The 24,672-nt window shown below is 64.3% G+C and carries 21 protein-coding genes and 3 pseudogenes; 4 read left to right on the forward strand and 20 right to left on the reverse strand.

The genetic code is table 11. From position 1 onward, the window contains the following. Positions 1–104 precede the first annotated feature (104 nt). On the forward strand, positions 105–746 hold the full coding sequence (locus tag E4A48_RS11800) for a hypothetical protein (protein ID WP_142742481.1): 642 nt from the start codon (positions 105–107) through the stop codon (positions 744–746). A 103-nt stretch (positions 747–849) separates the two neighbouring features. Here the strand turns inward: E4A48_RS11800 and E4A48_RS11805 are convergent, their stop codons facing one another. The 5 genes from E4A48_RS11805 to E4A48_RS11825 all read right to left on the reverse strand — a co-directional run bounded on the left by E4A48_RS11805 (position 850) and on the right by E4A48_RS11825 (position 7,453). Next, positions 850–1,083 carry an XAC0095 family protein gene (locus E4A48_RS11805; protein WP_142742482.1) on the reverse strand — a complete coding sequence of 78 codons (234 nt, stop codon included), beginning with the start codon at positions 1,081–1,083 and terminating at the stop codon, positions 850–852. Between the two features lie 169 nt (positions 1,084–1,252). Beyond that, positions 1,253–4,366, reverse strand: coding sequence for a type I restriction endonuclease subunit R (locus E4A48_RS11810; RefSeq protein ID WP_142742483.1), 3,114 nt, complete (start codon positions 4,364–4,366; stop codon positions 1,253–1,255). Then, positions 4,363–5,547, reverse strand: coding sequence for a Fic family protein (locus E4A48_RS11815; protein ID WP_039007266.1), 1,185 nt, complete (start codon positions 5,545–5,547; stop codon positions 4,363–4,365). The genes E4A48_RS11810 and E4A48_RS11815 overlap by 4 nt, the downstream gene beginning before the upstream one ends. Positions 5,548–5,749: 202 nt before the next feature. Beyond that, entirely contained in the window at positions 5,750–6,670 is a 921-nt protein-coding gene (locus E4A48_RS11820; protein ID WP_058196086.1) for a DUF5655 domain-containing protein, read from the reverse strand. 18 nt (positions 6,671–6,688) lie between these two features. Further along, complete coding sequence (locus E4A48_RS11825; protein WP_142742484.1) at positions 6,689–7,453, reverse strand: hypothetical protein; 765 nt, start codon at positions 7,451–7,453, stop codon at positions 6,689–6,691. 219 nt (positions 7,454–7,672) lie between these two features. Here E4A48_RS11825 and E4A48_RS11835 point away from each other — a divergent pair, with 219 nt between their 5' ends. Continuing rightward, the gene (locus E4A48_RS11835) at positions 7,673–8,635 is read left to right on the forward strand and encodes an IS1595 family transposase (protein WP_142742485.1); all 963 of its coding nucleotides are present in this window, start codon (positions 7,673–7,675) and stop codon (positions 8,633–8,635) included. Here the strand turns inward: E4A48_RS11835 and E4A48_RS11840 are convergent. The 15 genes and pseudogenes from E4A48_RS11840 to hflK all read right to left on the reverse strand — a co-directional run bounded on the left by E4A48_RS11840 (position 8,626) and on the right by hflK (position 22,945). Continuing rightward, entirely contained in the window at positions 8,626–9,897 is a 1,272-nt protein-coding gene (locus E4A48_RS11840) for a restriction endonuclease subunit S (RefSeq protein WP_142742486.1), read from the reverse strand. The two genes, E4A48_RS11835 and E4A48_RS11840, sit on opposite strands and share 10 nt — an antisense overlap. An 82-nt stretch (positions 9,898–9,979) precedes the next feature. Continuing rightward, positions 9,980–11,821 carry a type I restriction-modification system subunit M gene (locus tag E4A48_RS11845; RefSeq protein WP_142742487.1) on the reverse strand — a complete coding sequence of 614 codons (1,842 nt, stop codon included), beginning with the start codon at positions 11,819–11,821 and terminating at the stop codon, positions 9,980–9,982. Between the two features lie 60 nt (positions 11,822–11,881). After that, the gene (locus E4A48_RS11850; protein ID WP_039007272.1) at positions 11,882–12,190 is read right to left on the reverse strand and encodes a type II toxin-antitoxin system RelE/ParE family toxin; all 309 of its coding nucleotides are present in this window, start codon (positions 12,188–12,190) and stop codon (positions 11,882–11,884) included. A gap of 6 nt (positions 12,191–12,196) precedes the next feature. Next, a complete protein-coding gene (locus E4A48_RS11855) occupies positions 12,197–12,460 on the reverse strand; it encodes a YlcI/YnfO family protein (RefSeq protein WP_039007274.1) in 264 nt (87 codons plus the stop codon). A 239-nt stretch (positions 12,461–12,699) separates the two neighbouring features. Continuing rightward, positions 12,700–15,369: a M1 family metallopeptidase gene (locus E4A48_RS11860; protein ID WP_142742488.1), complete on the reverse strand. Its 2,670-nt coding sequence runs from the start codon at positions 15,367–15,369 to the stop codon at positions 12,700–12,702. A gap of 134 nt (positions 15,370–15,503) precedes the next feature. Continuing rightward, a pseudogene (locus E4A48_RS11865) lies at positions 15,504–16,725 on the reverse strand (hypothetical protein). A 43-nt stretch (positions 16,726–16,768) separates the two neighbouring features. Then, positions 16,769–17,068: a type II toxin-antitoxin system RelE/ParE family toxin gene (locus E4A48_RS11870; protein ID WP_058196082.1), complete on the reverse strand. Its 300-nt coding sequence runs from the start codon at positions 17,066–17,068 to the stop codon at positions 16,769–16,771. A 1-nt stretch (position 17,069) separates the two neighbouring features. After that, the gene (locus E4A48_RS11875; RefSeq protein ID WP_039007278.1) at positions 17,070–17,354 is read right to left on the reverse strand and encodes a type II toxin -antitoxin system TacA 1-like antitoxin; all 285 of its coding nucleotides are present in this window, start codon (positions 17,352–17,354) and stop codon (positions 17,070–17,072) included. Between the two features lie 77 nt (positions 17,355–17,431). Beyond that, positions 17,432–17,587: a hypothetical protein gene (locus E4A48_RS20585; protein WP_155521885.1), complete on the reverse strand. Its 156-nt coding sequence runs from the start codon at positions 17,585–17,587 to the stop codon at positions 17,432–17,434. Positions 17,588–17,597: 10 nt separating this feature from the next. Continuing rightward, positions 17,598–18,296, reverse strand: a pseudogene (locus tag E4A48_RS21450) (hypothetical protein). Beyond that, positions 18,286–18,791, reverse strand: a pseudogene (locus E4A48_RS11885) (MarR family transcriptional regulator). Before E4A48_RS11885 ends, E4A48_RS21450 begins: the two co-directional pseudogenes overlap by 11 nt. Before the next feature lie 167 nt (positions 18,792–18,958). Further along, on the reverse strand, positions 18,959–20,251 hold the full coding sequence (locus E4A48_RS11890) for an adenylosuccinate synthase (RefSeq protein WP_142742489.1): 1,293 nt from the start codon (positions 20,249–20,251) through the stop codon (positions 18,959–18,961). Between the two features lie 278 nt (positions 20,252–20,529). After that, positions 20,530–20,715 carry a DUF2065 domain-containing protein gene (locus E4A48_RS11895; RefSeq protein ID WP_142742490.1) on the reverse strand — a complete coding sequence of 62 codons (186 nt, stop codon included), beginning with the start codon at positions 20,713–20,715 and terminating at the stop codon, positions 20,530–20,532. 224 nt (positions 20,716–20,939) lie between these two features. Continuing rightward, complete coding sequence (gene hflC, locus E4A48_RS11900; RefSeq protein ID WP_039007282.1) at positions 20,940–21,803, reverse strand: protease modulator HflC; 864 nt, start codon at positions 21,801–21,803, stop codon at positions 20,940–20,942. Further along, positions 21,800–22,945, reverse strand: coding sequence for an FtsH protease activity modulator HflK (gene hflK, locus E4A48_RS11905; protein ID WP_142742491.1), 1,146 nt, complete (start codon positions 22,943–22,945; stop codon positions 21,800–21,802). Before hflK ends, hflC begins: the two co-directional genes overlap by 4 nt. 142 nt (positions 22,946–23,087) lie before the next feature. Here hflK and E4A48_RS11910 point away from each other — a divergent pair, with 142 nt between their 5' ends. Together E4A48_RS11910 and pilH are read left to right on the forward strand one after the other, a co-directional pair. Continuing rightward, complete coding sequence (locus E4A48_RS11910) at positions 23,088–24,092, forward strand: acrylyl-CoA reductase family protein (RefSeq protein WP_039009223.1); 1,005 nt, start codon at positions 23,088–23,090, stop codon at positions 24,090–24,092. 85 nt (positions 24,093–24,177) lie between these two features. Beyond that, positions 24,178–24,561 carry a twitching motility response regulator PilH gene (pilH, locus tag E4A48_RS11915; protein ID WP_039007286.1) on the forward strand — a complete coding sequence of 128 codons (384 nt, stop codon included), beginning with the start codon at positions 24,178–24,180 and terminating at the stop codon, positions 24,559–24,561. Positions 24,562–24,672: the final 111 nt, after the last annotated feature.

Below are 24,672 nucleotides of genomic sequence, written 5' to 3' on the forward strand. Positions count from 1 at the left end.
CTGCAGCCGTCATGGCGCAGGCAATGCAGGACCTCAAGGCCACGCTCGGCAGTTGCATCGCCAATCCACTGCGCTAGTCTCGAGCAGACGCAAAGAAGAGCTCTATGCGCGACCATTCGATCGAAGCACGCTTGCTCTGCGTGGCCGGCATCGCCGGCCACGCCTACTGGGTGCTGCGCGACGAGCGCGGCAACGCCCTGGCCGAACTGCACGGCCTGGCCACCGACCGACACACCGGCACGCCGATCCCGATCGGCACCGACGCGCGCAGGCACGCACTGCGCGCCTGGCACTACCCGCACGACGCCGACTACGCCAACGCCATCGGCGCCCAGCCCGACCGCACCAGCTACCTGCGCGACGGCCAGCCAGCGCGCAGCGCCGCCAGCGGCGACAAGCACGAAATCCTGGCGCGCTGGTACGCGGCGCTATGCGCCGTGCCGGAACTCAACGCCCAGGATCTGGACTACCCCAACTACGGCTTCAAGCTGCTCGGCGCCACCATCAACAGCAACTCCGCCTTTCGCACCTTCGGCGAACTGATGGGTGTGCCGGTGCCAGGTCTCTCCCGCAGGCTGCAACCGGGCATCGGCAACTGCATGCTGCCGCGCGAGCGCATTGCGGCGCTGTGTTATCGCGAGCGGGCGGCGCAGGACCGGCAGCGTGTCTACGCGCCGGGCAGCGACGCCATCCGCCAAGACGCCCGCAACCACGCCATGCCGAGGCAAATCCGCAGCAACGTCTGAGGCCAACCTGGACAACAGGTGTATCGCAGCCGAAGACCGGTCATTGCCCCTCCCAATCGGCGCCATGGCGCTGCGTCTGATATGGAGACTGCCGCTGCGCCGGCTACGACACCTCGCGTAGCACCATGTCCATCTGTTCCGCGAGCAGTTCCATGCACACCGCCAGTCCGCCCGCATGCACTTTCGGGGCGGCCTCGCGCTCTTCGTCCACAGTGCGTGGCTGCGCTAGTCGCGCTAGGAACAGCATATGATCGCGCAGCTGCTGTAGGCGGTACTGCGCTTCTTCTAGCAGGTAATAGCCAGGATCCGAATCGGGATGACGGGCGGCCTCGGTCATAGCATCTCTCGCCAAACGGCATGAAGATCCACCCGTTGTCGGAGGTGGTAGCCGGCTGTAGGATGAGTTTCTAGGCTCGATTTAGTGATATTGCTACTTGCAGTGGGGGAACTTCAAGGTGTTTGAAAGCAAGTAGTAAATAGCCAACTTGAGCCAACCATCTACCCACTTACGGGAGTCGAGGCGGTTCTCCAGACAGCGATCGCGCTCGCAGCGCCTCATACAGCTGCGCCGGACCGAGAAGGATGTCCTTCAGCCCATCGCGAACGCGCTCAGAGTCCAACGCCTGCGTGCTCATCGTCTGGTGTGCTTCGAATGCATCCATGATGGCGTGCATCAGCGCATCTTTCAGGTCGGGCGAGTTGGCAAACTGCTCCTTGCTGTTGCTGCTCGCCTGCTGCACCAGGGTGTCGTTCTCCAGAAGCTTTCCCTTGATGACGCCATTAACGTAGACCAATTGGTCATCATCGGTCAGCTCACCTTGGAAAAGGCCATTCACCTTCTCGATGATTTCCACCAAGTAGGACTGCTGCTTCTCCTGTACTGATCCACTGCCCACCGCATCCATCGGCGCCAGTTTGTAACTGCCGTCCTGATTGAGGCCCATCGGCTGCTTGCCGCGACCCTTCAACGTGTGGTGCGTGAGGACGACCTTGGAAAGGTCCACTGTATCGCGCTCCCGCCCGAATTCGAGCAACGGAATCAGACGTCGGAAGAACAGAAAGCGCTTTTCGATGTCGGTGTTGCCATAGTCGAAGATCTGGCCAAGGAATGCGTAAAGACGCGTGTAGGCACCCATGTCGTTCTTGAACAGGATCAAAGCGTCCAGCTGATCCTTGGCCGCCTTCGCCTTCTTCTGGTCATCTTGGGCTTCGGATTCGATCTTCTCCTGCTGCAATGCCTTGTATCGCTTCAGCAGGCGATCGGCCACAGGCGCAATGGCAGCATCCAGCTGCTTCTGCGTGCCTGCATAATCCATTTCAACACGCGCTACGCGCTCGACCTCAAAGCTATCGTAGTAACCTGCTGCATCCAGCTTCGCACGCAGGTCATACACCTGATTCGGATCAGTGACCGACGCAAGCTCCGCGGTCTTGTAGTAGGTTTTGAAGGCCTTCAGGATCTCGGCAGGATCGTTGACGAAGTCGAGCACGTACGTCGTGTCCTTTCCAGGATAGGAACGATTGAGTCGCGACAGCGTCTGCACCGCCTGGATCCCGCCCAACATCTTGTCCAGATACATGCCGCACAGCAGCGGCTGGTCGAAGCCCGTCTGGAACTTATTGGCAACTAGTAGCAGGTGATAGTCCGGCTCCTTGAAGACCTCGCGGATGTCACGCCCACGCAGGCCCGGGTTCAGCAGCTGATTCGATTCAGTCACTGCATCGGGGAAACTGTCCGGATCATTGACCTCACCCGAGAACGCCACTAGCACGCCCAATGTATAGTGCTGCCGCTCAATATAGCCGCGGATGTCCTTCTGCCAGCGCACCGCCTCCTTGCGACTGCCGACCACGACCATCGCCTTGGCTTTCCCACCCAGCAACGGCTGCACGTTCTCGCGGAAGTGCTCCACCACCACCTGCACCTTGCTGGCGATGTTGTAGGGATGCAAGCGCACCCACTGCATGATCCCTTTTAACGCCGAACTTCGCTCTACTTGGAGCTGGTCGTACTCTTGTCCATTGTGCGCAAGCTTGAAGGCCAGGTTGTAGGTGGTGTAGTTCTTCAACACATCGAGGATGAACTTCTCCTCGATCGCCTGCCGCATCGAATAGACATGGAAGGGTCTTGGCAGTCCGTCTTCACCTTTGCGGCCAAACAGCTCCAGCGTCTTGGCCTTTGGCGTGGCGGTGAAGGCCACGTACGTCAGGCCTTTCACGCCCACCCGTGCTTCCATCTGCGCGGCGATCAGCGCTTCGGTATCGACTTCACCACCGTCCTGCAGCTGGGCCCACTCCTCTGCGGAAAGCACTTGCTTGAGCTTGACCGCGGCCTCGCCGGTTTGCGAGCTGTGCGCCTCGTCGGCGATCACTGCGAAACGCTTGCCCTCGGTCGCCGCAAGCTCCTGCACGGCCTGCAATGCAAAGGGGAAGGTCTGGATGGTGCAGACAATGATCTTCTTGCCGTCCTTCAATGCCTGGCTCAGCTGAGCGCTCTTGCTGCCGGATTCGTTGGTAATGCTGGCCACGACGCCGGTGGTGCGCTGGAAGTCAAACAAGGCCTCTTTCAGCTGAGCATCCAGCACCGTGCGATCGCTCACCACCAGCACGCTGTCGAACAGCTTGGTGTGGTGTTCGTCGTGCAGATCGGCCAGGAAGTGCGCGGTCCAGGCGATGGAGTTTGTTTTGCCTGAACCGGCCGAATGCTGGATCAGGTAACGCCCACCCGCACCATTGGCCAGCACATCGGCGACCAGTTGTCGCGTCGCATCCAACTGGTGATATCGGGGGAAGATGACGTTGGCCAGCTGCTTCTTGTCATCGCGCTTGCCGATCAGGTAACGGTGCAGGATGTCCAGCCAGCTTTCGCGAGTCCAGACCCCCTCCCACAGATAGGCGGTAGCATAGCCATCGGGGTTTGGCGCGTTGCCTGCACCACCGTCGTTGCCACGATTGAACGGCAGGAAGACCGTGTCGGTCCCGGCCAGCCGCGTTGTCATCATCACTTCGGACTGGCTAACCGCAAAGTGGACCAGCGCCCCTCCAGGGAATCCCAGCAACGGCTCAAGCACGCCACCTTTTGGATGCGGATGGCGGTCGAAGCGGTATTGGTCCACCGCGTCGTCTACGCCCTGGGTGAAGTCACTCTTCAGCTCGGCGGTGGCCACCGGGATACCGTTGAGGAACAGCACCAGATCCAGCTCGTCACCGGGATTGTTAGGCGAATGGCGGACCTGCCGCACCACACGCAGCCGGTTTGCCGCATACCTGGCCTGGATGTCAGGGTTGATCGCCAACGCCGGCTTGAACTGCGCCAACTCCAGCGGTTCGCGCAGGCCCAGCATCTCCACGCCGCGGCGCACCACGTCCAGCGTGCCGCGCTCGTTGAGGTTCTTACGCAGGCGCTCGGCCAGCACCTGCGGCGTTGCGGGGCCGTGCGTCTTGACCAGGCGCTGCAAGCTGTCTGGTTGCGTCGCCTCGATCCATGCCAGCAGATCGGGCAGGAACAAGCCGCTCGCCCGGTCGAACAAGTCCGCATCGCCCTCCTCGTGCAGCCAGCCGCTGGCCGCAAGGTGCGCGCAGATTTCCTTCTCGAAGTGGTGCTCCTGGTGCAGATTCATGCGGTGGCCACCCCATCGGCCGGAAGATCGTCGATAAACAGCCGCACATACGGCTCGTAACGGAAGCGGCGATTGCGGGCGTAGCCCGTCATCTCCAACAGGATGCCCAGCTCCACCAGTTTGGCAACCAGCGTATTTGCAGCAGCGTAAGTCGTCCCAGTCATGCCTTTGATATCGGCTACCGTGACGATCGGCCGATCGAACAGACTCTCCAACACGCGGTGACCATTGCCCGCGGCACGGCCAAGCCTGTCGGTAATCGCAGTCCGGTGCTGCTCGCGCAGCAGCTGGATCCGACGCGCCGTGTCGGCCGCCTCCGCCGCCACTTCGATCACGCCCTGCAGGAAGAACCGCAGCCACGCCTCCCATGCACCCTGGTCGCGCACGGCCTGCAGATGATCGTAGTAGGCCTGCCGGTGCTGGCGGAAATAGTGGGACAGGTACAGCACGGGCTTGTGCAATACGCCGCCCTCGGTCAACAGGAAGGTGATCAGCAGTCGCCCCACACGGCCATTGCCATCCAGGAAAGGATGGATGGTTTCAAACTGCACATGTGCCAGGGCGATCTTCACCAACGGCGGCAGACCATCGTCTGAGTGCAGGAATCGCTCAAGCTCGCCCAACGCCTGCGGCACCTCCGTATGCGGCGGCGGCACGAAACTCGCCGTGGCCAGCGTACAGCCGGCCGGGCCGATCCAGTTCTGGCTATGGCGCAGCTCGCCGGGCTGCAGTCGTCCACCACGCACACCGTCCAGCAACTGCGCGTGGATCTCGCGGATCAGCCTAACCGACACCGGCAGATCCTCAAGGCGAGCCAGCCCGTGCTTCATCGCACGGACGTAGTTGACCACCTCGTCTACGTCGCGCGGCATCGTCTCGTCGAACAGGTCCGCCTCGGCCGCCAGCAGATCCTGCAGCGAACTCTGTGTCCCTTCGATCTGGCTGGACAGCACCGCCTCCTTGCGGACATACATGAAGACGAACAGGTCAGGGTTCGGCAGCGTGAGCACCGAACCGTCCAGGCGCCCCAACGCGCGGTCGGCCTGCGAGAGCAGGCGCTGTAGCTCGCCCGCAAGGTCCACCTGCGGGTCAGGCGGCAAGGGGGACGGCATGAAGGCCCGGTAGCCGGTCGGCTGGCGGATATAGCGGCCAGCTCGCGTCGAAACGTCCTGTTGGCTCATAGACAAGTCTCCGTTGAAGACAGGCCCGCACGCGCTCCATGCGATAGCCAGCCTTTACTATAGAGCCCAATCTAGCCTGTATTCAACACAGGCTAGAACATGCGCCTCATCAACGCACAGCGAAGCGGCATGGCACCCGGGACGTACTCGGCGCCCCATCCAACCCGGCAAGGCGCAGTGAAGGCCGCGCCACCCGCCGAACTCAGCCCTCGCTGTAGCTGCGCGCAATCAAGGGCTTTGCCTTTTCCAGATCGGCCACCGAGCGCACCGTCAGCTCTAGCTCGCCGGTTCCCCAGTGCCCGATCTGGCGCACGTCGCGGCTGAAGCCCTCTTCCAACGCCACGCTGCCCGGGTCCAGCTTGAGCATCAACAACATCTTGTTTGGGTACATCACCACACTGGCGAAGTTCTTAAGCCTTCGGAACGCGTTATAGAGCTTTAGCCTCCGCTCGGTGACGTCATCGCCGAGCGCTAGTACATGGGCCGCCAGACTGTCATAGACCGCGCGCGTCTCCGGCAGCGCTCCGGCGTACTGCTCGTCGAAGCTCTTGTCCTTGCTGATCGCTTTCGGCGCCGCTACGGACTCGGTGGCTGGCTTGGAGGCGGTGACATCGCCCACGCTGACTGCATTGACCAACTCGAGCAGCAATAGATCGTCACTGAACAGCTTGTAGCGCAGCAACTCGATGTTGCGCGGGATCTGTTGCACGGCATGCTGGTCATACCGGGTGAAATCCGCCGCGATGCACAGCAATCGCGTCCCGGACCAGTCGACCGCATCGGCCACCTCCTTGCCCAGCCGCTCCATCACCAGCCAGCGGAACTCGGCCTGGTGATCCAGCAGCCAGTCCAGATAGAACAGGCCCTGGTTGATCACGTTTTCGTTGCTATGGCGCTTGTACTCCACGATCACCGGGCAGCCATTCTCGTCCAGGCCCAAAGAGTCGATCCGCCCCTTGTGGGTCTTGCCGGTGACGTACTCGCTGGCCAGGAAGCGCACCCCGAGGAACGTGGACATCTGCGACTCAATCAGCGTCTGCAGTTGCTTCTCGACCAGTGCTGACCGCCCTGGCAATTCCAACGCACCCGAGGATTGAAGGCGAAATAGCTGGATATCACTCACAACGTGGCGCTCCTTGGATCATGGCGACATCAGGTTGGTCAGAATGCCTTGGCCGATTTCCAAGGCTTTACGCCCAGCCTTGGTCCAGGCGCCTGGCGGCTCTTTCAACTGGGGCAAGTAGAGATCGCAGCCAGTCTTGAAGCGGAAATGCTCAGCCATGAACCATAGCTCTGCTGCGATGGCTTCTTCCGTAGCACCAGCGCCATGCAGGCGAACGTAGCGCTCCAGCGCGAGGGTGGCGATGTCGCTGCCGTCGACAAGGGTTTCGCGCGCCGCGTCGCCCTGCCACAGCATGCGCACCGTACCGCGCTCCTCTTCCCAGTCGCTTTCATCCACGGGAAGTACCAGTGAACCATCCTGCAGCGAACGGGCGCTCCAGACTCCCTCGTGGTTCTCATGCGTGTACAGCGGCGTCAGGCTGGCCAAGAACGCTACGACCGACGCGCTCTTGCCCTGGCGGGGCGCGTTTAGCGTGGACAGGTGCGCCTGAAGCCGTGCAGATAGCGTCACCCGTTCAGCACGATTGAACGATAGCGTGGTCTGTTTGCCGTTTGCTCGATAGCCGGTGATCGCCAAGTTCGGCTCGCTGCGGGCAAGTCGCTGCAAGAATTCGGCCACTGGCACAAAGCCTTTGTGCGGCGCGGCGCGCTCGTTGTGCATGTAGACGCAAGCAGTCCCGCCCCTAACGCTGATGCGTGGACAGACTTCCTCTTCCGGCGCAACCGTGCGATACACGATATCCGGCATCTGCTCGCCGCGAATGAAGTCATCTGCGCGACTCATGCGGCCACCTCAACCACTTCGTCACGTACATCGATCTGGCCGGTGACGGCAGCGGCAATGAGGGCGGAGCGACGTTCTTTAAGCAGGGAGACAGCACGGTCAGACTCAGCTGACAGCGCATCTAGTTTCCTGATTAGCCCTGACCTTCAGCTGCCTGTCGCAGGATCTGCGCCGCGCTGGGTGGATGCTGCTGTCACCTGAAGCCAACGAGGTGGCCTGATGAGCATCAATGCCGTGCAGTTCCAAGCTGGATTGTCGATGTCTGAGTTCTTCGCGTCCTACGGCACCCAGGCCAAGTGCTATCGCGCGCTCTACAAGTGGCGCTGGCCGCAGGGATTTCGCTGCCCATCCTGTGCTGGACGGGCGCGGTCGCGTTTCAAGCGGGGTGCTGCGATCTACTACCAATGCAGCGCGTGCCGGCATCAGACCAGCCTGATCGCTGGCACGATGTTCGAAGGCACCAAACTGCCGCTGCGCACCTGGATGCTGGCGTTGCACCTGCTGACCTCGACCAACACCAACATGGCCGCGCTGGAGTTGATGCGGCATCTGGGCGTCAACTACAAGACGGCCTGGCGGATGAAACACAAGATCATGCACGTTATGGCCGAGCGCGAATCCATGCGGAAACTGGCGGGTTTCGTGCAGATCGACGATGCCTATCTCGGCGGCGAGCGTAACGGTGGCAAGGCCGGACGCGGATCAGAGAACAAACAAGCGTTCCTGATTGCGGTGCAGACCGATGCCACCTTCACCGCGCCGCGCTTTGTGGTGATCGAGCCGGTGCGCAGCTTCGATAACACCTCGCTGCAGGACTGGATTGCCCGTCGCTTGGCGCCCGAATGCGAGGTCTACACCGATGGGCTGGCCTGCTTGCGCCGGCTAGAAGACGCCGGCCACGCGCACACCACGCTGGACACTGGCGGTGGTCGTGCCGCGACCGAAACGGCCGGTGCACGTTGGCTCAACGTGGTGCTGGGCAATCTCAAACGCGCCATCAGTGGCGTGTATCACGCCATCGCGCAAGGCAAATACGCAAGGCGTTACCTGGGAGAAGCGGCCTATCGTTTTAATCGTCGATTCCGCTTGCGCGAGATGCTGCCACGACTTGCCACGGCCATGATGCAATCCACACCATGCCCAGAGCCGGTTTTACGTGCAGCGAGCAATTTTCATGGCTGAGAGTCGGGGCTAATCAGGTCTAGTTTTGCCCCTTCGCTCTGCACGAACTGCAAAATTTCCTGCTGCTCGTGCAGCGGCGGCAGCGCGACGTGCAACTCTCCAATCGACCCCATATTCAATCCTTCCATCGTCGTGCCCTGGGCGGCCAGCGAAAAATATCGCTGACTCGTCAGGTTGTTGAGGAAGACCTGGAGGTACTTTGGACAGATCAACCTTTCTATCACTCGATAAAGCACCAATCGAGGGTTGATGATTCCTGCCTCAGCATCTTGTGGAACCACTGCAGACCGCCCAATGGTTCCCATAACGCTAATTAGGACATCATTGGGCCTGACCTGATAGCGAGACATCTCGGCGAACTGTTCCTCCGATATGTAGTAGTCGCCCACGGAGAAGTCGCCCGGAATGACCTGCTGCTGTCCGTAGACGCGATAGCCGGACGCCGAATACATCGACTTGGTCAGCGAAGAACCATATGGACCGGCAATGCCCTCCTTCACAAGATGCTTCACTCGCTTGATAGCCCAGTGCGTCGGCACCTCACCCAACCACACCACCCCGGAATCCTTCATCGGGGCGTTGGGGTTCAGGCCTTTGGTGACGGCGTGGGAGATGGTGACCTGACGCTTTTCGGCGAGCAGGGCGATGAGCTTTTCCTGCGCGGCAATCAGCGCATCGATCTTGCCGGTTTCGCGGTCGAGGAAGGCGGCGATAAGCACCTGCTCATCTTCCGGCGGAAAGACTCCACGTTCATTGAAATACTGTGACTGATCTAGATTCTGGATGCCGGACGTCTGCTTGATCGAACCAACATTGACGCCCCGCGCATAAGCCGCAGCGTGCTGATACATCCAGAACCTTGGCGCCATCCCATCAGCCAACGACACCTTCGCTACGAAGTTTGAGCAAACAGCTGAGGCGTCACGATCATAAAGAACAACTTGACCAACTGGCTGCTTCTCGCCACCCCCAGACTTCTCCAGCAGCAAGTCCCCTCGATCCAGCAAGCGTCCAACACGATCCTTCTTTGGCACTGCCCGCTTGGTAGGCACATCAGCATCCACAACGAAACGGACACGATCAAAGTCCGCTACGCGCACACAATCAATGTCGTTTGCATCCCCGCTAGGGTCATCGCCCCAGATTCCGTTCTTGCACGAAGTGATCGAAGCCTTCAAGCGATCAACGGACCAATGCACTGGGACATCCGCCAGCCACTCAACCCCGCTGTCCTTGTACTCGGGATAACGCCGTAGGCTCACGACTTGCCTCGCGCGGCATAAAGCCCCTGGAACCCCGTATCTGCGGAGATGAATGCGTTGGGCACAAAGAACGTTCCGGTACTCATTCCGCCAACTCCCCCAGCATCTTCATGATGCTGGTAGTCACCGCCTTCAGTTCCTCGTCGATGGCCTGCAGACTGCGTGGCGGCTCGAATACGTAGAAGTGTCGATTGAACGGAATTTCATAGCCAACCTTGTTCTTCGTCTCGTCGATCCAGGCATCGGTTGCATGCGGCAGCACTTCTCGCTTGAAGTAGTCGCCGATGTCTTGATCCAGCGGCACGTTCTCGGTATCGCGCAGGCCGCTGTCCGGCTGCGGCTTGCCCTTCTGCTTGCCCTTGAGGCCCAGCACCACGTTGCCGGCCTCGTCCTTCAACGGGCGCTCGACGGTGATGGTGGTGTAGCCGAAGTCTTCGTTCTTGAAGATGCGCGCGATGGGCACGCGCTTGAGGCGGCCGCCCTCGGGGGCCTGCGGTGCGGCCTGCGTATGCGTCACCAGCTGCGGCTCGCCCAGCGCGTTGCCGGCGGCGTCGATCACGCTGACCAGCTCGGCCTCGGCGAAGTCGCCAAACAGGCGGGTGACGGTGTCGATATGGGCCTGCGCCATCTCCTTGCGCTTGGAGCCCAGGCTCTTGCGCATTTTCTGCCAGAAGCTGCCGGCATCGATCAGCTGCACCCAGCCTTTGCGGTCGTCCGGCTTCTTGTTGGACAGGATCCACACATAGGTGGCGATGCCAGTGTTGTAGAACATGTCGGTGGGCAGGCCGACGATGGCTTCCACCAGGTCGTTTTCCAGCACATAGCGACGGATCTCGCTCTCACCACTGCCGGCACCGCCGGTGAACAGCGGCGAGCCATTGAGCACGATGCCGAAACGGCTGCCGCCGTCGCGCGCCGGGCGCATCTTGCTGAGCAGGTGCATCAGGAACAGCATCGAGCCATCGGACACGCGCGGCAGGCCAGGGCCGAAGCGGCCGTCGAAGCCCTTGGCCTCGTGCTCGGCACGGACGGCCTTCTCCACCTTCTTCCATTCCACGCCAAACGGCGGGTTGGACAGCATGTAGTCGAACTTGCGCCCGGCGTGGCCGTCCTCGCTGAGGGTATTGCCCGCGATGATGTTCTCCACCGCCTGGCCTTTGATCAGCATGTCGGCCTTGCAGATGGCGTAGGACTCATCGTTGAGCTCCTGGCCGTACATGGTGAGCCGCGCCTGCGGGTTGTGTTCGGCCAGGTATTCGCCGGCGATGGACAGCATGCCGCCGGTGCCGGCGGTGGGGTCATAGATGGTGCGCACCACGGCATTGCCGGGGGTCAGCACGTCGTCGTCCTCGATGAATAACAGGCCGACCATCAGGCGGATGACCTCGCGCGGTGTGAAGTGCTCACCGGCGGTCTCGTTGGAGATTTCCGCGAACTTGCGGATCAGTTCCTCGAACACCGAGCCCATGGTGGCGTTGTCCACCACATCGGGGTGCAGGTCGATATTGGCGAACTTCTCGGTGACCAGGTACAGCAGGTTGGCCTTGGCCAGCCGCTCGACTTGGGCATGGAAATCGAAGCGCTCGAAAATGTCGCGCGCCTCCGGCGAGAATGCCTGGATGTAGGCGTAGAGGTTCTGGCGGATATGGTCCTGGTCGCCCAGCAGCTTGGTCAGGTCCAGAGGCGAGGTGTTGTAGAAGCTCTGCCCTGCCTTTCGCAGCAGGAAAGCTTCAGGGTTCAAACCCGCCTTGGTCTTGGCCTCGAATTCGGCCAGCACGGCCGGCTTGGTCCTTTCCAGCACGCAGTCCAGGCGGCGCAGCACGGTGAACGGCAGGATGACGCGACCGTATTCGGACTGTTTGTAATCACCGCGCAGCAGGTCGGCAACAGACCAGATAAAGGCGGAAAGGGAAGCGTGATTCAAAGTGATATTTCCAGATGGAGAATGGTGCATCCGTAAATCGAGTCGGGTGCAGCCGGGATATCAGTGATAGTCGTCTTCGCGCTGATACCGAACCGCCAGTACCGTGACGCATTGGCTGTCCTCGACCTCGAACAGCAGCACATAGCCGCTGGCGCCAAAGCCGATCACCAACTCGCGCAGAAATGGATCACCCGAGCCCGCCTTGCGGCAGCTCAACGGCGCAAGTTCAAGCACGGTGATGCCGTCTCGGATGGCCTGCCGCGCACGCTCGGCCACGGTGAAGTCGCCCTCTGCGCGTTGCAGCAGCCAGTCGTAGAGGCGCGAGAGGTCTTCGCGCGCTTCCTCCGTGAAGCGGACGGTGAATCCCACGCTGGCTTAGCCCTTCCGGGCCGTATCCAACTGGGACTGCAGCCCAGCCAGCACGTCTTTCGCGTCGATGTAGCGGCCCGACTGCCGGGCGCTATCGCGCGATGCCAGGCCACGCGCGACAAACGCATCCTGCTGTTGCCGCAGCTGCACTTGGGCACGCACGGACTGCTCGACGAAGCTGGACAGGGTTTCGCCCTTTTGCAGCACCGCCTCGGCGGCTTCGCGCAGCGCAGGATCGACCCGGAGCGAAGGTAAGGATGCTGATTTCATGCGACACCTCATGCGTTGCAATTGCAACGCATGATGGCAGGCGGGCGCTGTGACTTCAACTTTGCCGCTGTCCTCGGCAAGCGACGCGGGCTTTCCAACCCGCGCGCACCAACCGCCCGCCCTCGTACCCAAATTGGGTAGGTTTCTACCCAATCTGGGTATTTGCAAAGCCTTTTGGCTGGGCCGGGCGAAGGCTCCCTGGTCGGGAGCCAGCCGCACTCGACCAGCCACCACTCATTTCACCCCTTCCGCCCCGCCAACCACGCCTTGATCTGCGGCACCCGCTGCGCACGCAGCTTCAGCCGCGTGCGGATGTCGGCGATGGCCGCGTCCGCATCGCGGCGCGAGGTCGCGGCGAGGTAGCGCTGCGCATACGCCTGGATCTTGTCGACCATCTTCAGGTCGACCGAGCCGGCGCCCAGGCGCGGGTAGTAGCGGGCGCGCGAGGTGGTGCCGACCAGGGTGTCCACGCGCTCGCGGTGGGCCACGGCGAAATCGAAGGCCAGGTCCGGGTGTTCGCCCGAGACCTGCGAGATCATGGAGGCGCTGTTGGTGGCGCCGGGTTCGTCGGTCAGCGCCATGTCCAGGGCGCGCTGCGCGAGGGCGTCGTCCTTGGCGGAGGCTAGCAGCAGGTAGTCCTGGTCGCGGATCATCGAGGACGTCTCCTTCTGCGCCATCCGGTGCAGTGCGTCCCAGGTGGCGGCGTCGGCATTGCGGGCGACGATGCCCAGCACGCTGTTGCGCAGTTCCGGCGACAAGGCGCTGGGGTGGGCCTGGAATGCGGCGAAACGGCGGCGCGCTTCGGCGATCACCTGCGCGTCGCCCATGCCGCCGAGCGTGTCGATCAGGTCCGCGCGCAGTTGCTTGACCTGGGCGGCGTCGCTGGCGCGGTCGTCCCAGCCCAGCGTGGCGAACTCCGGCGCCAGCCGCGACAGCGCGTAGCGGCGCCAGGCGGCCTGGCGCTTGGGATCGCCCTTGAACAGGTCGTCGATGTCGGCATAGAACGCGGACACGATGGCCCACAGGTTCGAGGCCGCGCCCACCGGCACCTTGTCGGCCAGGCCGAGCAGGTCCGCTTGCGGCTGCAGGCCGACAGTGGCCAGGGCGCTGGTATCCAGCAACACGCCGAGCTGGTCCACCACCGGCAGCGTGGCGAAGCCGTCGGCCAGCGCCTTGAATTGTGCCGGCGCGTACAGCGTGCGGTAGTAGCCCTTCTGCCCGGCGTTGACCAGCACCGGGGCGGTGCAGCCGGGCAGTTGCAGCTGCGCGCTGCCGTCCACCAGCACGCGCATGTCGTGGCCGCCGCTGCGCACCGCCACCGGCACGTGCCAGCGCAGCGGTTGTTTGTCGGGGCGGTCGAGACTGTATTCGCCCTGCTCCAGGCGCACGACGGTGGTGCCGGCGTTGCAACTGGCGGCGACCTTGATCAGCGGCACGCCGGGCTGCAGGGTGAAATCGTGTGCCACCTGCAGGAACTGCTTGCCGGGGGCGGCGGCGTCGATTTCCTGCCACAGGTCGCCGGTGACCGCGTTGCCGTAGGCGCGCTTCTTGATGTAGCGGCGCACGCCGTCGCGCCATGCGTCGGCGCCGACGTAGTCCTCGAGCATGCCGATCACCGCCGAGCCCTTCTGGTAGGTGATGCCGTCGAAGGCCTGGCTGGCCTGTTCGACGGTCGCCACGTTCTGCACCACCGGGTGGGTGGTGGCGTAGGCGTCGCGGCCCATGGCGGCGCGGCTGACGTAGGCCGGGCCGGCCTTGTCGATATCCCATTCCGGGTGCAGCTTGGCGGTGGTGCGGCCTTCCAGCCAGGTGGCGAAGCCTTCGTTGAGCCAAAGGTCGTCCCACCAGGCCATGGTCACCAGGTCGCCGAACCATTGGTGCGCGATCTCGTGCGCGGCGGTGGTGAACACGCGCTGCCGATCGGTCACATCCGACACTGCCGGGTCCAGCAGCAAGGAATGTTCGAAAGTGAAGATGGCGCCCCAGTTTTCCATGGCGCTGAAGAACTGGCTGTCGCCCGGCGCGGCGATGTTGTCCAGCTTGGGCAGCGGATAGCGCACGCCAAAGTAGTCGTTGTATTCGCGCAGCACGTCGCGGCCGGACTCCAGCGCGAAGCGCGCCTGCTCGGCCTTGCCCTGCTGGGCGATCACGCCGATCTCGGTGCCGTTGTCGCCCTTGAGCGCGGTGCGCTCGAAATCGCCCACGGCCAGGAACAACAGGTAGGTGGACATCTTCGGCGTGGTCTGGAACGCGACGCGCTTGAGGCCATGACCGAGGTCGGTGGCGGCGGCCACGGGCATGTTGCCGACCACCATCTGCGCAGCCGGTGCGTTCACCGTCAGGTAGAAGGTGGCCTTGAAGTCGGGTTCGTCCCAGGACGGCAGGACGCGGCGCGCGTCGGAGTTCTCGAACTGCGTGTACAGCGCGCGGCGCTGGCCGTGCGCGGTGGCGTAGTCCAGCGCGAACAGGCCGTTGGCCTGGGTGTTGATGACGCCGCTGTAGTCGATGGACAGCACGTAGCGGCCCGGCGCCAACGGCTTGGCGAACACGAAGCTGGCGGTCTGCGCGTCGGCGTCGCTGGCGACCTTGGCCACCAGCGCCGCCTTGGCCTTGCCGCCGGTCAGGGTGCTGCGACCGAAGCGCAGTTCGGCCGCCTGCAGCACGATGCGGTCGGTGGCCTGCAGCACGTCGAGATCGATGCTGACCTTGCCGTCGAACGTCATCTTGTCGGCGTGCGGGGTGATCTCCAGCGCGTAATGGCGCGGCCTTGCGGTGCGCGGCACTTGCGTGGTGACCGCGATGGCCGGCGCGACGGCGACGCTGGGCGCAGGACTGTCCGGCTGGGCGAACGTGCACGGCGAGACGCTGGCCAAGGCCAGGGCGATAGCGGTCGTCAGGATCTGGCGCATGAGTGCTCTTCGAGGGGACGGCGCAGAATACAGACGGCGTGGCGCATTCGGCGCGGCCGCCTGGAGCACGGACAGCGGACGATCAGGTCGGGCCGCCAGGACCCCGCCCTGCCGAGCCGACGGCAGCGGTCAGGTCATGCCAGTTGCCGGAGTTTCGCCTCGCTGGGAAAGGCACGCACGCGAAAGCGCGGCGGATAGAAGCCGGGTTCCTGCTGCATCAAATCGGCGACCACGGCGACGGCCTTATCCCACTCGACGAACATCACGTCCGCATCGCCCTCTTGCTTTGGCGTGACGAAGGCGATGCGCTCGGCCCTGGGTAGCGAGGTATCCACGCCGCGGGTCCAGGTGGCCACCGAAAACTGCCGACCACTGCCGTCGTTTTCTTCGAACACACGGTAGGAGGCGACGAAAATATCGTCCTGGTTCGCGGCGTGGATCTTTTCCAGGAATTCCTTGTGCACGGAATAGGTGGAGGCTTCCATCACCCGCCGCAGATCGGCCTGGCGGCGCCGGTGTTCCGGCTGCGGCAGCGCGAACGGGACGATCCGGCGCTCGTCGTAGGCGAAGGCCAGCGAGGAGACGCAGCGGCCGTGCGCGGCCGCTTCCAGGCTCAGTTCCAGCATGCCGGCCATCGCGGTTTCGTCGCGGTCGCCCACCACCAGCAGGCAATCGCGGGTGGGCAGCATGAACACCGGCCGCCCCTTCACCGGGACGCGCTGCAGCACGTCGGGCAGCACCACGCGGCTGCTGTCGTACGCATCCTGCCATGCACCCTGGTAGATACCTGCGGCGACCTCGACGAAGCGGTCCGGCGTGGCGTCGCGCAGGTTGTCGTGCGCGATGGCCAGGGCTTGCTCGAAGGTGATGCCCCATGCGCCCTTCGGCCCAGCGAGCAGGGTCGAGGTCGAATCGGGGCGGTCGATCGCCAGCAACTCGACGCAGTCCTCGGCAATCTCGCGCCAGACGACCGCGAAGGGCGCATCCCAGCCATGCTCGCGCACGTGCTGCAGGCGCATTTCCTCGAGCATGCCGCGATGGCGAATCACCGGCATCAGCGTCGGCCGTAGCTGCTCGAATGTTCGGGTCTCGTCGTCTTCGTTCTGACCCTCGACGAATGCGGCGGCATAGCTGCGCAGCACCTCGGCGCGGCCGTGGCGATCGGCCGTGGTGTAGGCGTGGTAGGCGTTGTGCAGGTTGATGATGCGCCCGCGCTGGTCGGCAAAGCGGAATTCGTCGGGCAGGTAGGTCAACGCGTCCGAATTGCCGCGCGCGCAGCGCATCGAGAAACAGCTTGGCGAACGCATCCGCACTGGGCGTGCGATGCAACAGCTTGTCGAACAGTGCTGTGAGCATCAGCGGTCTTCCTTGTTAGTTGGGGCGGGTGTCCGCCTCGGTTTCATACATCGCGTGCATAGCCCGCCGCTCGCTGTGCGCGGATCGCCAGCACGACCACCGTGTCGGTCACATCCACATAGCGATACAACGCCACGTCACCGCGCGAACCGCGGCCCATCACCAGTTCGCGGCTGTCTCCATGGACCGGGCGGCCGATCAACGGATTGCCTGCCAGCACGTCGAACGCGCTGACGATCTCCTCGGCTCTCTCCTCTGCATGCTCGCTCTCGTGGTCGCGCAGATACGCGGCGATCCGCTCCAGATCCTCGATCACGCCGGGGCCGAGGCGAATGCGCGCCACTTCAGTCTTCCAGCTTGCGCGCCACCGGCCGCTTCGCAGGCTTTCCTGCAACCTGGGCCCTGAAGTAGGTGCGCGCCTCGTCCCACGGGATGGTCTCACCCGTCTCCAGGAACTTGGCCCAACGCTGATCGGCCTGGGCGTGGAAGTCGGCGCGCCGCTCGGCCAGCTCGGCCTTCTCGGCGATGGCTTCCAGGATGAAGTTGTGCGACGTGGTGCCGGCCGCTTCCGCTGCCTTGGCGATGCGGGCCTTGAGCGCGTCCGGCAGGCGGATGGTGGTGGTGCTCATGCGGGGCTCCCGGCGATGGGTTCGAGGCGATGTAGCACACGTGTGGTACAGGCAACAGGTAGCCGACAGAGCAGGGTTCAGCTCAGCTGACATGCGCTTTTCAGATAGACGCGCATGTCGCTCCACGCAATGGCCTTCCCGGACGCGATGATGCCGGCGTAGCGCCGCTCGGCCACCGCGTCGACGTCGGCGCGAGATTGGGAGTGTCGTCTTGCGTGCGGCATCTTCGTCATGCGGCGATTTTCACTGTGGCCGCAAAAGGAGCATGGTTTGAAGGCGCTCGCGCACAATCCCTGCCCTTCCGGGCTCGGCCACCAAACCGGGCAGCGCATTCGCGAACGCAGGATTGTCCAGCAGCGCCGCAAATGCGTTGGCGACTTTGCGCCGCAGGTCTTCCGGCGCCATGGCGAGTTCTTCGGCCAGTTCGGCCCGCCCGTCGACGACATTGAGCACGTCCTCCAGATCGTGGCTGGAAAGAAAGTCGCCCTGACCCCGCGTAGCGAAGGCCTCAAGCTTCGTCGCGATGAACGCAACCGCTGTCACCATCCGTATGGATAAACGCTCATCCAATTCAACTGACTGAGCCGTTTCCACGGCATGCGTAGGCGTACCAACGATTCGAGAAGCCGAGGACCTCGGAATCCACCGGCATCAGATCGAACACCATGCCAGACTTACGATGCACCCAACGACAGACCACGCCACTTCCATCTCGCGGGCGAAGCCTTGCGTCTGCACACGCTCTTCGATACGACGGAACCGGGACCAGTCCAGATCCACCACCGCATCGACGTCGTAGGGAGCGCGAACACGCTCAGCCAATGGATCGGACTGCAACAGGCCAACGACTGCGCCACCGAGGAAGACGACCTGCTCACGCAGTTCGCCTAGCGCATCGGCGATCGCACGTAGATGCGGCAGATTGGGATCGTCAGCTCGCATCGCCGAGGCCCAACCGTTGCTTGAGGTGCTTGGCAGCCAATGCGCGCTCGCGCGCACGGCCGATGCGCAAGGCATCCTGAAGCGCCAACAATTCGTACAAGCCAGAATCGGCCAGCGCAGCGTGCGGCGCATTGGCGGACAACGGCGCCACGCCCGGCCCCTTTGCCGTGCCCTCTGCGCTCGGCCACACCGGTGCCTCGCCGGGCGTACTGGCGATATCCACGGACAGCGGCGGCGGGCCGACCGCCGTGGGAATCCCTCTTCGCACAGGACCCAAGGCGGGGGGAACGCATAGCGCACGCCGTGTACTGCGAATTCATGCGGCGCGGTACGCACCGCGCCCCATTCGCCGCGCCCTTTCTCCAGCGCCAAGTCGCACGCCGTGCATCGCTTCACGCTACGGTGCACCTGCGAGGCACTCATCTGCAGCGCTTCGCCCAAGGATGCATACGTCCAGGATCGCCCTGCTTGAGCGACCTGCTTATACAGCACCATGGGGTCCTGGGATTTTAGCTCCACAGCGCGCCCTTATTCCATATTCCGGAATATGGAATATCCACCCTAGGAAATTAGCTTTGCAAGTCTAGTCTTTTCAACAAAAAAGAAGGCCCCTTGCGGGGCCTTGCTGCGGCACTGGTCCCGGCATAAGCCGGGACGCCGGATCACGCGAACGGATCCTGCAACACCATCGTGTGGTCGCGGTCCGGGCCGGTGGAGACGATCGAGATCGGGCAGCCGGCCAGCTCCTCCAGCGCGCGCAGGTAGGCGCGGGCGGCGGCGGGCAGCTTGTCCCACTCGGTGATGCCGTGGGTGTTTTCGGTCCAGCCCGGGAACTCCAGGTACACCGGGGTGCACTCCTCCCAGCCCTGCGCGTCCAGCGGTGCGTATTCGGTGCGCTTGCCGCGGTATTCGTAGGCGATGCAGATCTTCAGCTTCTCCATGCCATCGAGCACGTCGAGCTTGGTGATGCACAGGCCGGAGATGCCGTTGATGGCCACGGCGCGCTTGAGCGCGACGATGTCCATCCAGCCGCAGCGGCGCGGGCGGCCGGTGGAGGCGCCGTACTCGGCGCCGCGGTCGCGGATGCCCTGGCCCACGTCGTCGTCCAGTTCGGTCGGGAACGGGCCGCCGCCGACGCGGGTGGCGTAGGCCTTGGCGATGCCCAGCACGTAGTCGATCGCATCGGCACCGACACCGGTGCCGGCCAGCGCGCCGCCGACGGTGGTGTTGGAGCTGGTGACGTACGGGTAGGTGCCGTGGTCGATGTCCAGCAGCGCGCCCTGCGCGCCTTCGAACAGCACGCGCTTGCCCTGCTTGCGCAGCTCGTGGAGGATGCCGGCCACGTCGTATTTCATCGGCTGCACGTAGTCGCCGAAGGCCAGGGCTTCGTCGAAGGTCTTCTGGAAATCGACCGCGTCCACGCACAGGTACTTGGTCAGCACGAAGTTGTGGTAGTCCAGCGCGGTGCGCAGCAGCTCTTCCAGCTGCGGCGGGTAATGCAGGTCGGCGATGCGGATGCCGCGGCGCGCCACCTTGTCTTCGTAGGCCGGGCCGATGCCGCGGCCGGTGGTGCCGATGGCCTTGCCGCCGGCGGCCTTCTCGCGGGCCTGATCCAGGGCGATGTGGTAGGGCATGATCAGCGGCGCGGCCGGGGAGATCTTCAGGCGCGAACGCACTTCTACGCCGGCGTCCTCCAGTTCGCTGATTTCCTTGATCAAGGCGGCCGGGGAGATCACCACGCCATTGCCGATCAGGCACAGCGCGTCTTCGCGCAGGATGCCGGACGGGATCAGGTGCAGGACGGTCTTCTTGCCGTTGATGACCAGGGTGTGGCCGGCGTTGTGGCCGCCCTGGAAGCGCACGACGGCGCCGATTTCCTCGGTGAGCAGATCGACGATCTTGCCTTTGCCTTCATCGCCCCACTGGGCGCCGAGCACGACAACTGACTGACCCATGGCTGGGTAACTCCTGATTTGCTGCGCGGCCATCGGGGCCGCACGGATGTGGTGGCCATGCACGGGTCTTGCCGGCGCCGGTAAGGCCGCTCCATCGGGGAGCGTCCAGGCGGCGGCGCGCCCCTACACGGAAAAAGCCGATCGAGGCGCTCGTGTGGAGCGGGCCCGGCCGGCTTTTGTGCATTATCCGGGTTTTGGGTGACGCTCACCACCCCCTCGGCCGCTGCGTTCAGCGGCGCGACCGGCGCGACCGGCGTGGATGGCGCGGCGGCCGCCGCTCAGGAGCGGACCCACCACAGCGCCGCCAGCCCTACCGCCACGGCCACGCCGCCGGCCGCACGCAGTTGCGCGGTTGGCATGACCAGCATCTGCTGCACCAGCCGCTTCCACGCCTCCGGCGCGACCATCAGCACCAGGCCCTCGAAGACGACCATCAGGCACACCGCGGCGATCAGATCGTGCATGGGATCTCTGGCAAGGGGGAAGGCGCGCCGCGCCGGGACTGGAGCACCGCACTGAAACCTGTGGGAGCGACTGAAGTCGCTCCCACAACAATCCGCATGCTGGGGCTATCCGGGTTGAGAATGCCTGAAGCGCCAGGCCGCCAGGTCGCATGCGACCGGTGACCTCGTACTTCGTTAGGGACCGGGACCCGCTCTTGCGAATCCCAAATCCCCAATCCCGGCCTCTATAAGCGCTCGCTCTTCAGGTACTGCAGGAACGGATCGTTCTTGTCCAGCACGATCACCGCGTTGCCGTCGGCCATCGCGCCGCGATAGGCCTCCAGGCTGCGGTAGAACGCGTAGAACGACGGGTCGGCGGAGCCGGCCTTGCCGTAGATGCTGGCGGCCTGCGCATCGCCTTCGCCGCGCAGCTTCTGCGCGTCGCGCTCGGCCTCGGCAACCAGCACCGTGCTCTCGCGGTCGGCCTGGGCACGGATGGTCAGCGCCTGTTCCTCGCCCTCGGCGCGCAGCTTGCTGGCTTCCTGCTTGCGCTGCGCGCGCATGCGCTCGTACACGTCAGTGATCACCTGGCTGTCGGTGGGCAGGTCGATCTGCTTGATGCGCAGGTCGGTGATCTGCATGCCCAGGGTCTTGCCGGCGGCATTGATCGCGCTCAGCTGCTGGGCGATCAGTTCGCTGCGGTCGCCGGACACCAACTGCTGCAGCGTGCGCGCGTTGATCTGGTTGCGCAGCGAATCGATGATGATCGGCGCCAGGCGCGCATTGGCCACCTTCTCGTCGCCGCCGGTGGCGCGGTAGAAGGCGCGCACGTCGGAGATGTAGCCGATGGCGAAGAAGTCGACGCTGACGTCCTTCTGCTCGGCGGTGAAGTAGCGCGCAGGCGGCGTGTCCAGCACCTGGAAGCGGCGATCGAACACGCGCGAGGTCTCGTACGGCAACTTGAAATGCAGGCCCGGCTTGAGGTCGGCGCGCGCCACCCGGCCCAGGTTCAGCACCATCGCGGTCTGGTCTTCGCGCACCACGAACACCGAGCTGAACAGCACGATCAGCGCCACGACCGCCACGCCCGCCCATAGGGAAATTCTCATGGCTGCACCTCCTCACGGCCGTTCGGGCGCGCCGTGCGCTCCGGACTGCGGATACTCTCGGCCGGGCTGCTGGACAGCGACGGCATCAGGACCTCCTGTGGCAGCGTCGGCATGCCGCCGCTGGACGCGGGCGCGGCAGCGCCGGCACCCTTGCCGGCATCGGCCGGCATCGGCACGTAGATCAGCTGGCGGCCATCGCCGCCGATGACCTTGCGGTTCTCCGACAGCACCTTCTGCACCGTCTCCAGCCACAGCCGCTTGCGGGTGACCTCAGGCGCGTTCTGGTACTGCTGCTGCAGCAGGGTGAAGCGCTCGGCATCGCCTTGCGCGCGGGCGATCGACGCTTCCTTGTAGCCCTCGGCGACGGTGCGGGTACGCGCGGCCTGGCCGCGGGCTTCCGGCACCATCTTGGCGGCATAGGCCTGGGCCTCGTTGATCAGCCGTTCCTTGACCTGCTGCGCGCCGTTGACCTCGTCGAAGGCCGGTTTCACTTCTTCCGGCGGGCGGGCGTCGGGCAGGGTCAGCCCGGTCACGATCAGGCCGGTGCGGTAGGCGCTGAGCGCGGCCTGCAGGCGGTCGCGCGCAGCGGTGGCCATCGGCCCGCGGTTGTTCAACACCACGTTGAGGTCGGCACGGCCGACCTGTTCGCGCACCGCGCTCTGCGCGGCTTGCTCCAGCACCTGGTCGGCGTTGCGCGAGCCGAACACGTACATGCGCGGGTCGTCGATGCGGTATTGCACGTTGAGCGAGACGCTGACGATGTTCTCGTCGCGGGTCAGCACCGGCACCTGGTTGCTGAAGGTCTTGATCTCCGTGGCGTTGACCTTGCGCACCGATTCGATCGGCCACGGCAGCTTGAAGTTCGGTCCCGGCTGCAGGATCCGCGAGAACTGGCCGAAGCGCAGCACCACGCCGCGCTGCTGCTCGCCGATCAGCTGGAAGCAACTGAACAACAGCAACAGCACCACTGCCGCCAGCACCCAGCGGCCGATGTTGGCGCCGTCGCCGCCGAACAGGTCCTTCAACGGACCGGGCAGCCCACCCCACTTGCCGCCGCCATTGCCGCCACGAGGCTTCCAGGGATTGCGCACGTGATTGTCCGAGCCATCTCCGCCCTTGCCGCCGGGTGTATTCCAGGCCATGCATGCTCCAAGAAGGTAGGTGGCGGCGCGTCGGTGCGCGCCGGTCACCGTAAGTGAGTCGCCGATTCTACAAGATGGGGCAGATCCGTCGTTTCGAAAGGGTATCTTGGTGCATTCCTTCGTGCCGACCAAGGTGTTCGCGATGTCGCTCCCCGCCCGCTTCCCTGCTTTCCGCATCCATCAGGACGATGCCGGCTACCGCGCCGCAGTCGAGCCGGTGGGGCTGGATCAGCTGAGCCCGGGTGAGGTGGTGATCCGCGGCGCCTGGTCGTCGGTGAACTTCAAGGACGCGCTGGCCGGCACCGGACAGGGCAAGATCCTGCGCCGTTTCCCGTTGGTGGGCGGCATCGACGTGGCCGGACACGTGGTGGCCTCCAGCGATCCGGGATTCAAGGAGGGCGATGCGGTGCTGGTCACCGGCTGCGGCCTCAGCGAGACCCGCGACGGCGGCTACAGCCAGTACGCGCGACTGGAGGCCAAGTGGGTGGTGCCGCTGCCGGCCGGGCTGAGCTTGCGCGAGAGCATGGTGCTGGGCACCGCCGGCTTCACCGCGGCGCTGGCGCTGCTGCGCCTGCTCGACAACCGGCAGACCCCGGAACACGGCCCGCTGTGCGTGACCGGCGCCACCGGCGGGGTCGGCTCGCTGGCGATCGACCTGTTCAGCCGCGCCGGCTTCGAGGTGCATGCGGTCAGCGGCAAGGCCGACCGCGCCGAGCACCTGAAGGCGCTGGGCGCCAGTCAGGTGCTGGGCCGCGACGCGCTGCAGACCAGGCGCCCTTTGGAGTCGGTGCGCTTCGGCGGCGGCCTGGACAACGTCGGCGGCGCGATGCTGACCAGCCTACTGGCGCAGACGGCGCCGTACGGTAACGTCGCCAGCGCCGGGCTGGCGGCGACCCCGGAGCTGGACATGACGGTGATGCCGTTCATCCTGCGCGGCGTGTCGCTGTTGGGGATCGGCTCGGCCGGCACCGCCCGCGACCTGCGCGACCGGATCTGGCAGCACCTGGGCAGCGACTGGAAACCGCGCCACCTGGACGCGATCTGCACCCGCGAGGTGGAGCTGTCCGGCCTGCCCGAGGTGTTCGCGACGATGCTTGCCGGGCAGTCGTTCGGACGCACCGTGGTACGGCTGGATCCGGCGGCGTAGACGCTCCCGGAGGTGTGTGATGCGCACCGCTTTCCGGGTGCGCGCCGCTGCCACTACACTCGTGCTTCCAAGGGGGGGGAAACACATGGCACGCATCCTGATCGTCGACGATTCGCCGTCGCAGTTGCTCGGCATCCAGCGCATCGTCGAAAAGCTGGGACACGAAACGCTCACCGCCACCGACGGCGCGGCCGGCGTGGAAGCGGCCAAGGCGGCGTTGCCGGACCTGGTGCTGATGGACGTGGTGATGCCCAACCTCAACGGCTTCCAGGCCACACGCACCCTGCGCCGCGAACCGAGCACGCAGCACATCCCGGTGATCCTGGTCACCACCAAGGACCAGGACACCGACCGCATGTGGGGCATGCGCCAGGGCGCCCGCGCCTACATCACCAAGCCGTTTTCCGAGGACGAGCTGTCCGAGGTGATCGAGCAGGTGTTCAGTGGGGAGGATGGGCCGAAGGAGTGAGGCGGGGACCGGGGACCGGGGACCGGGGACCGGGGACCGGGGACCGGGGACCGGGGACCGGAAGATGGTGCCCGAGCGAAAATAGCCGTCGAGCGATTTGATGCGAAGAAG

It is taken from the genome of Xanthomonas translucens pv. cerealis (assembly GCF_006838285.1).
Taxonomy (GTDB): Bacteria; Pseudomonadota; Gammaproteobacteria; order Xanthomonadales; family Xanthomonadaceae; genus Xanthomonas_A; species Xanthomonas_A cerealis.

Coding starts and splice junctions, on each gene's coding strand:
- E4A48_RS11805 (WP_142742482.1), bottom strand. CDS start 1,083: ATGACCGAGGCCGCCCGTCATCCCGATTCGGATCCTGGCTATTACCTG.
- E4A48_RS11860 (WP_142742488.1), bottom strand. CDS start 15,369: ATGCGCCAGATCCTGACGACCGCTATCGCCCTGGCCTTGGCCAGCGTC.
- E4A48_RS11815 (WP_039007266.1), bottom strand. CDS start 5,547: ATGAGCCAACAGGACGTTTCGACGCGAGCTGGCCGCTATATCCGCCAG.
- pilH (WP_039007286.1), top strand. CDS start 24,178: ATGGCACGCATCCTGATCGTCGACGATTCGCCGTCGCAGTTGCTCGGC.
- hflK (WP_142742491.1), bottom strand. CDS start 22,945: ATGGCCTGGAATACACCCGGCGGCAAGGGCGGAGATGGCTCGGACAAT.
- E4A48_RS20585 (WP_155521885.1), bottom strand. CDS start 17,587: ATGACGAAGATGCCGCACGCAAGACGACACTCCCAATCTCGCGCCGAC.
- E4A48_RS11875 (WP_039007278.1), bottom strand. CDS start 17,354: ATGAGCACCACCACCATCCGCCTGCCGGACGCGCTCAAGGCCCGCATC.
- E4A48_RS11810 (WP_142742483.1), bottom strand. CDS start 4,366: ATGAATCTGCACCAGGAGCACCACTTCGAGAAGGAAATCTGCGCGCAC.
- E4A48_RS11825 (WP_142742484.1), bottom strand. CDS start 7,453: ATGAGTCGCGCAGATGACTTCATTCGCGGCGAGCAGATGCCGGATATC.
- hflC (WP_039007282.1), bottom strand. CDS start 21,803: ATGAGAATTTCCCTATGGGCGGGCGTGGCGGTCGTGGCGCTGATCGTG.
- E4A48_RS11910 (WP_039009223.1), top strand. CDS start 23,088: ATGTCGCTCCCCGCCCGCTTCCCTGCTTTCCGCATCCATCAGGACGAT.
- E4A48_RS11890 (WP_142742489.1), bottom strand. CDS start 20,251: ATGGGTCAGTCAGTTGTCGTGCTCGGCGCCCAGTGGGGCGATGAAGGC.
- E4A48_RS11855 (WP_039007274.1), bottom strand. CDS start 12,460: ATGAAATCAGCATCCTTACCTTCGCTCCGGGTCGATCCTGCGCTGCGC.
- E4A48_RS11895 (WP_142742490.1), bottom strand. CDS start 20,715: ATGCACGATCTGATCGCCGCGGTGTGCCTGATGGTCGTCTTCGAGGGC.
- E4A48_RS11835 (WP_142742485.1), top strand. CDS start 7,673: ATGAGCATCAATGCCGTGCAGTTCCAAGCTGGATTGTCGATGTCTGAG.
- E4A48_RS11800 (WP_142742481.1), top strand. CDS start 105: ATGCGCGACCATTCGATCGAAGCACGCTTGCTCTGCGTGGCCGGCATC.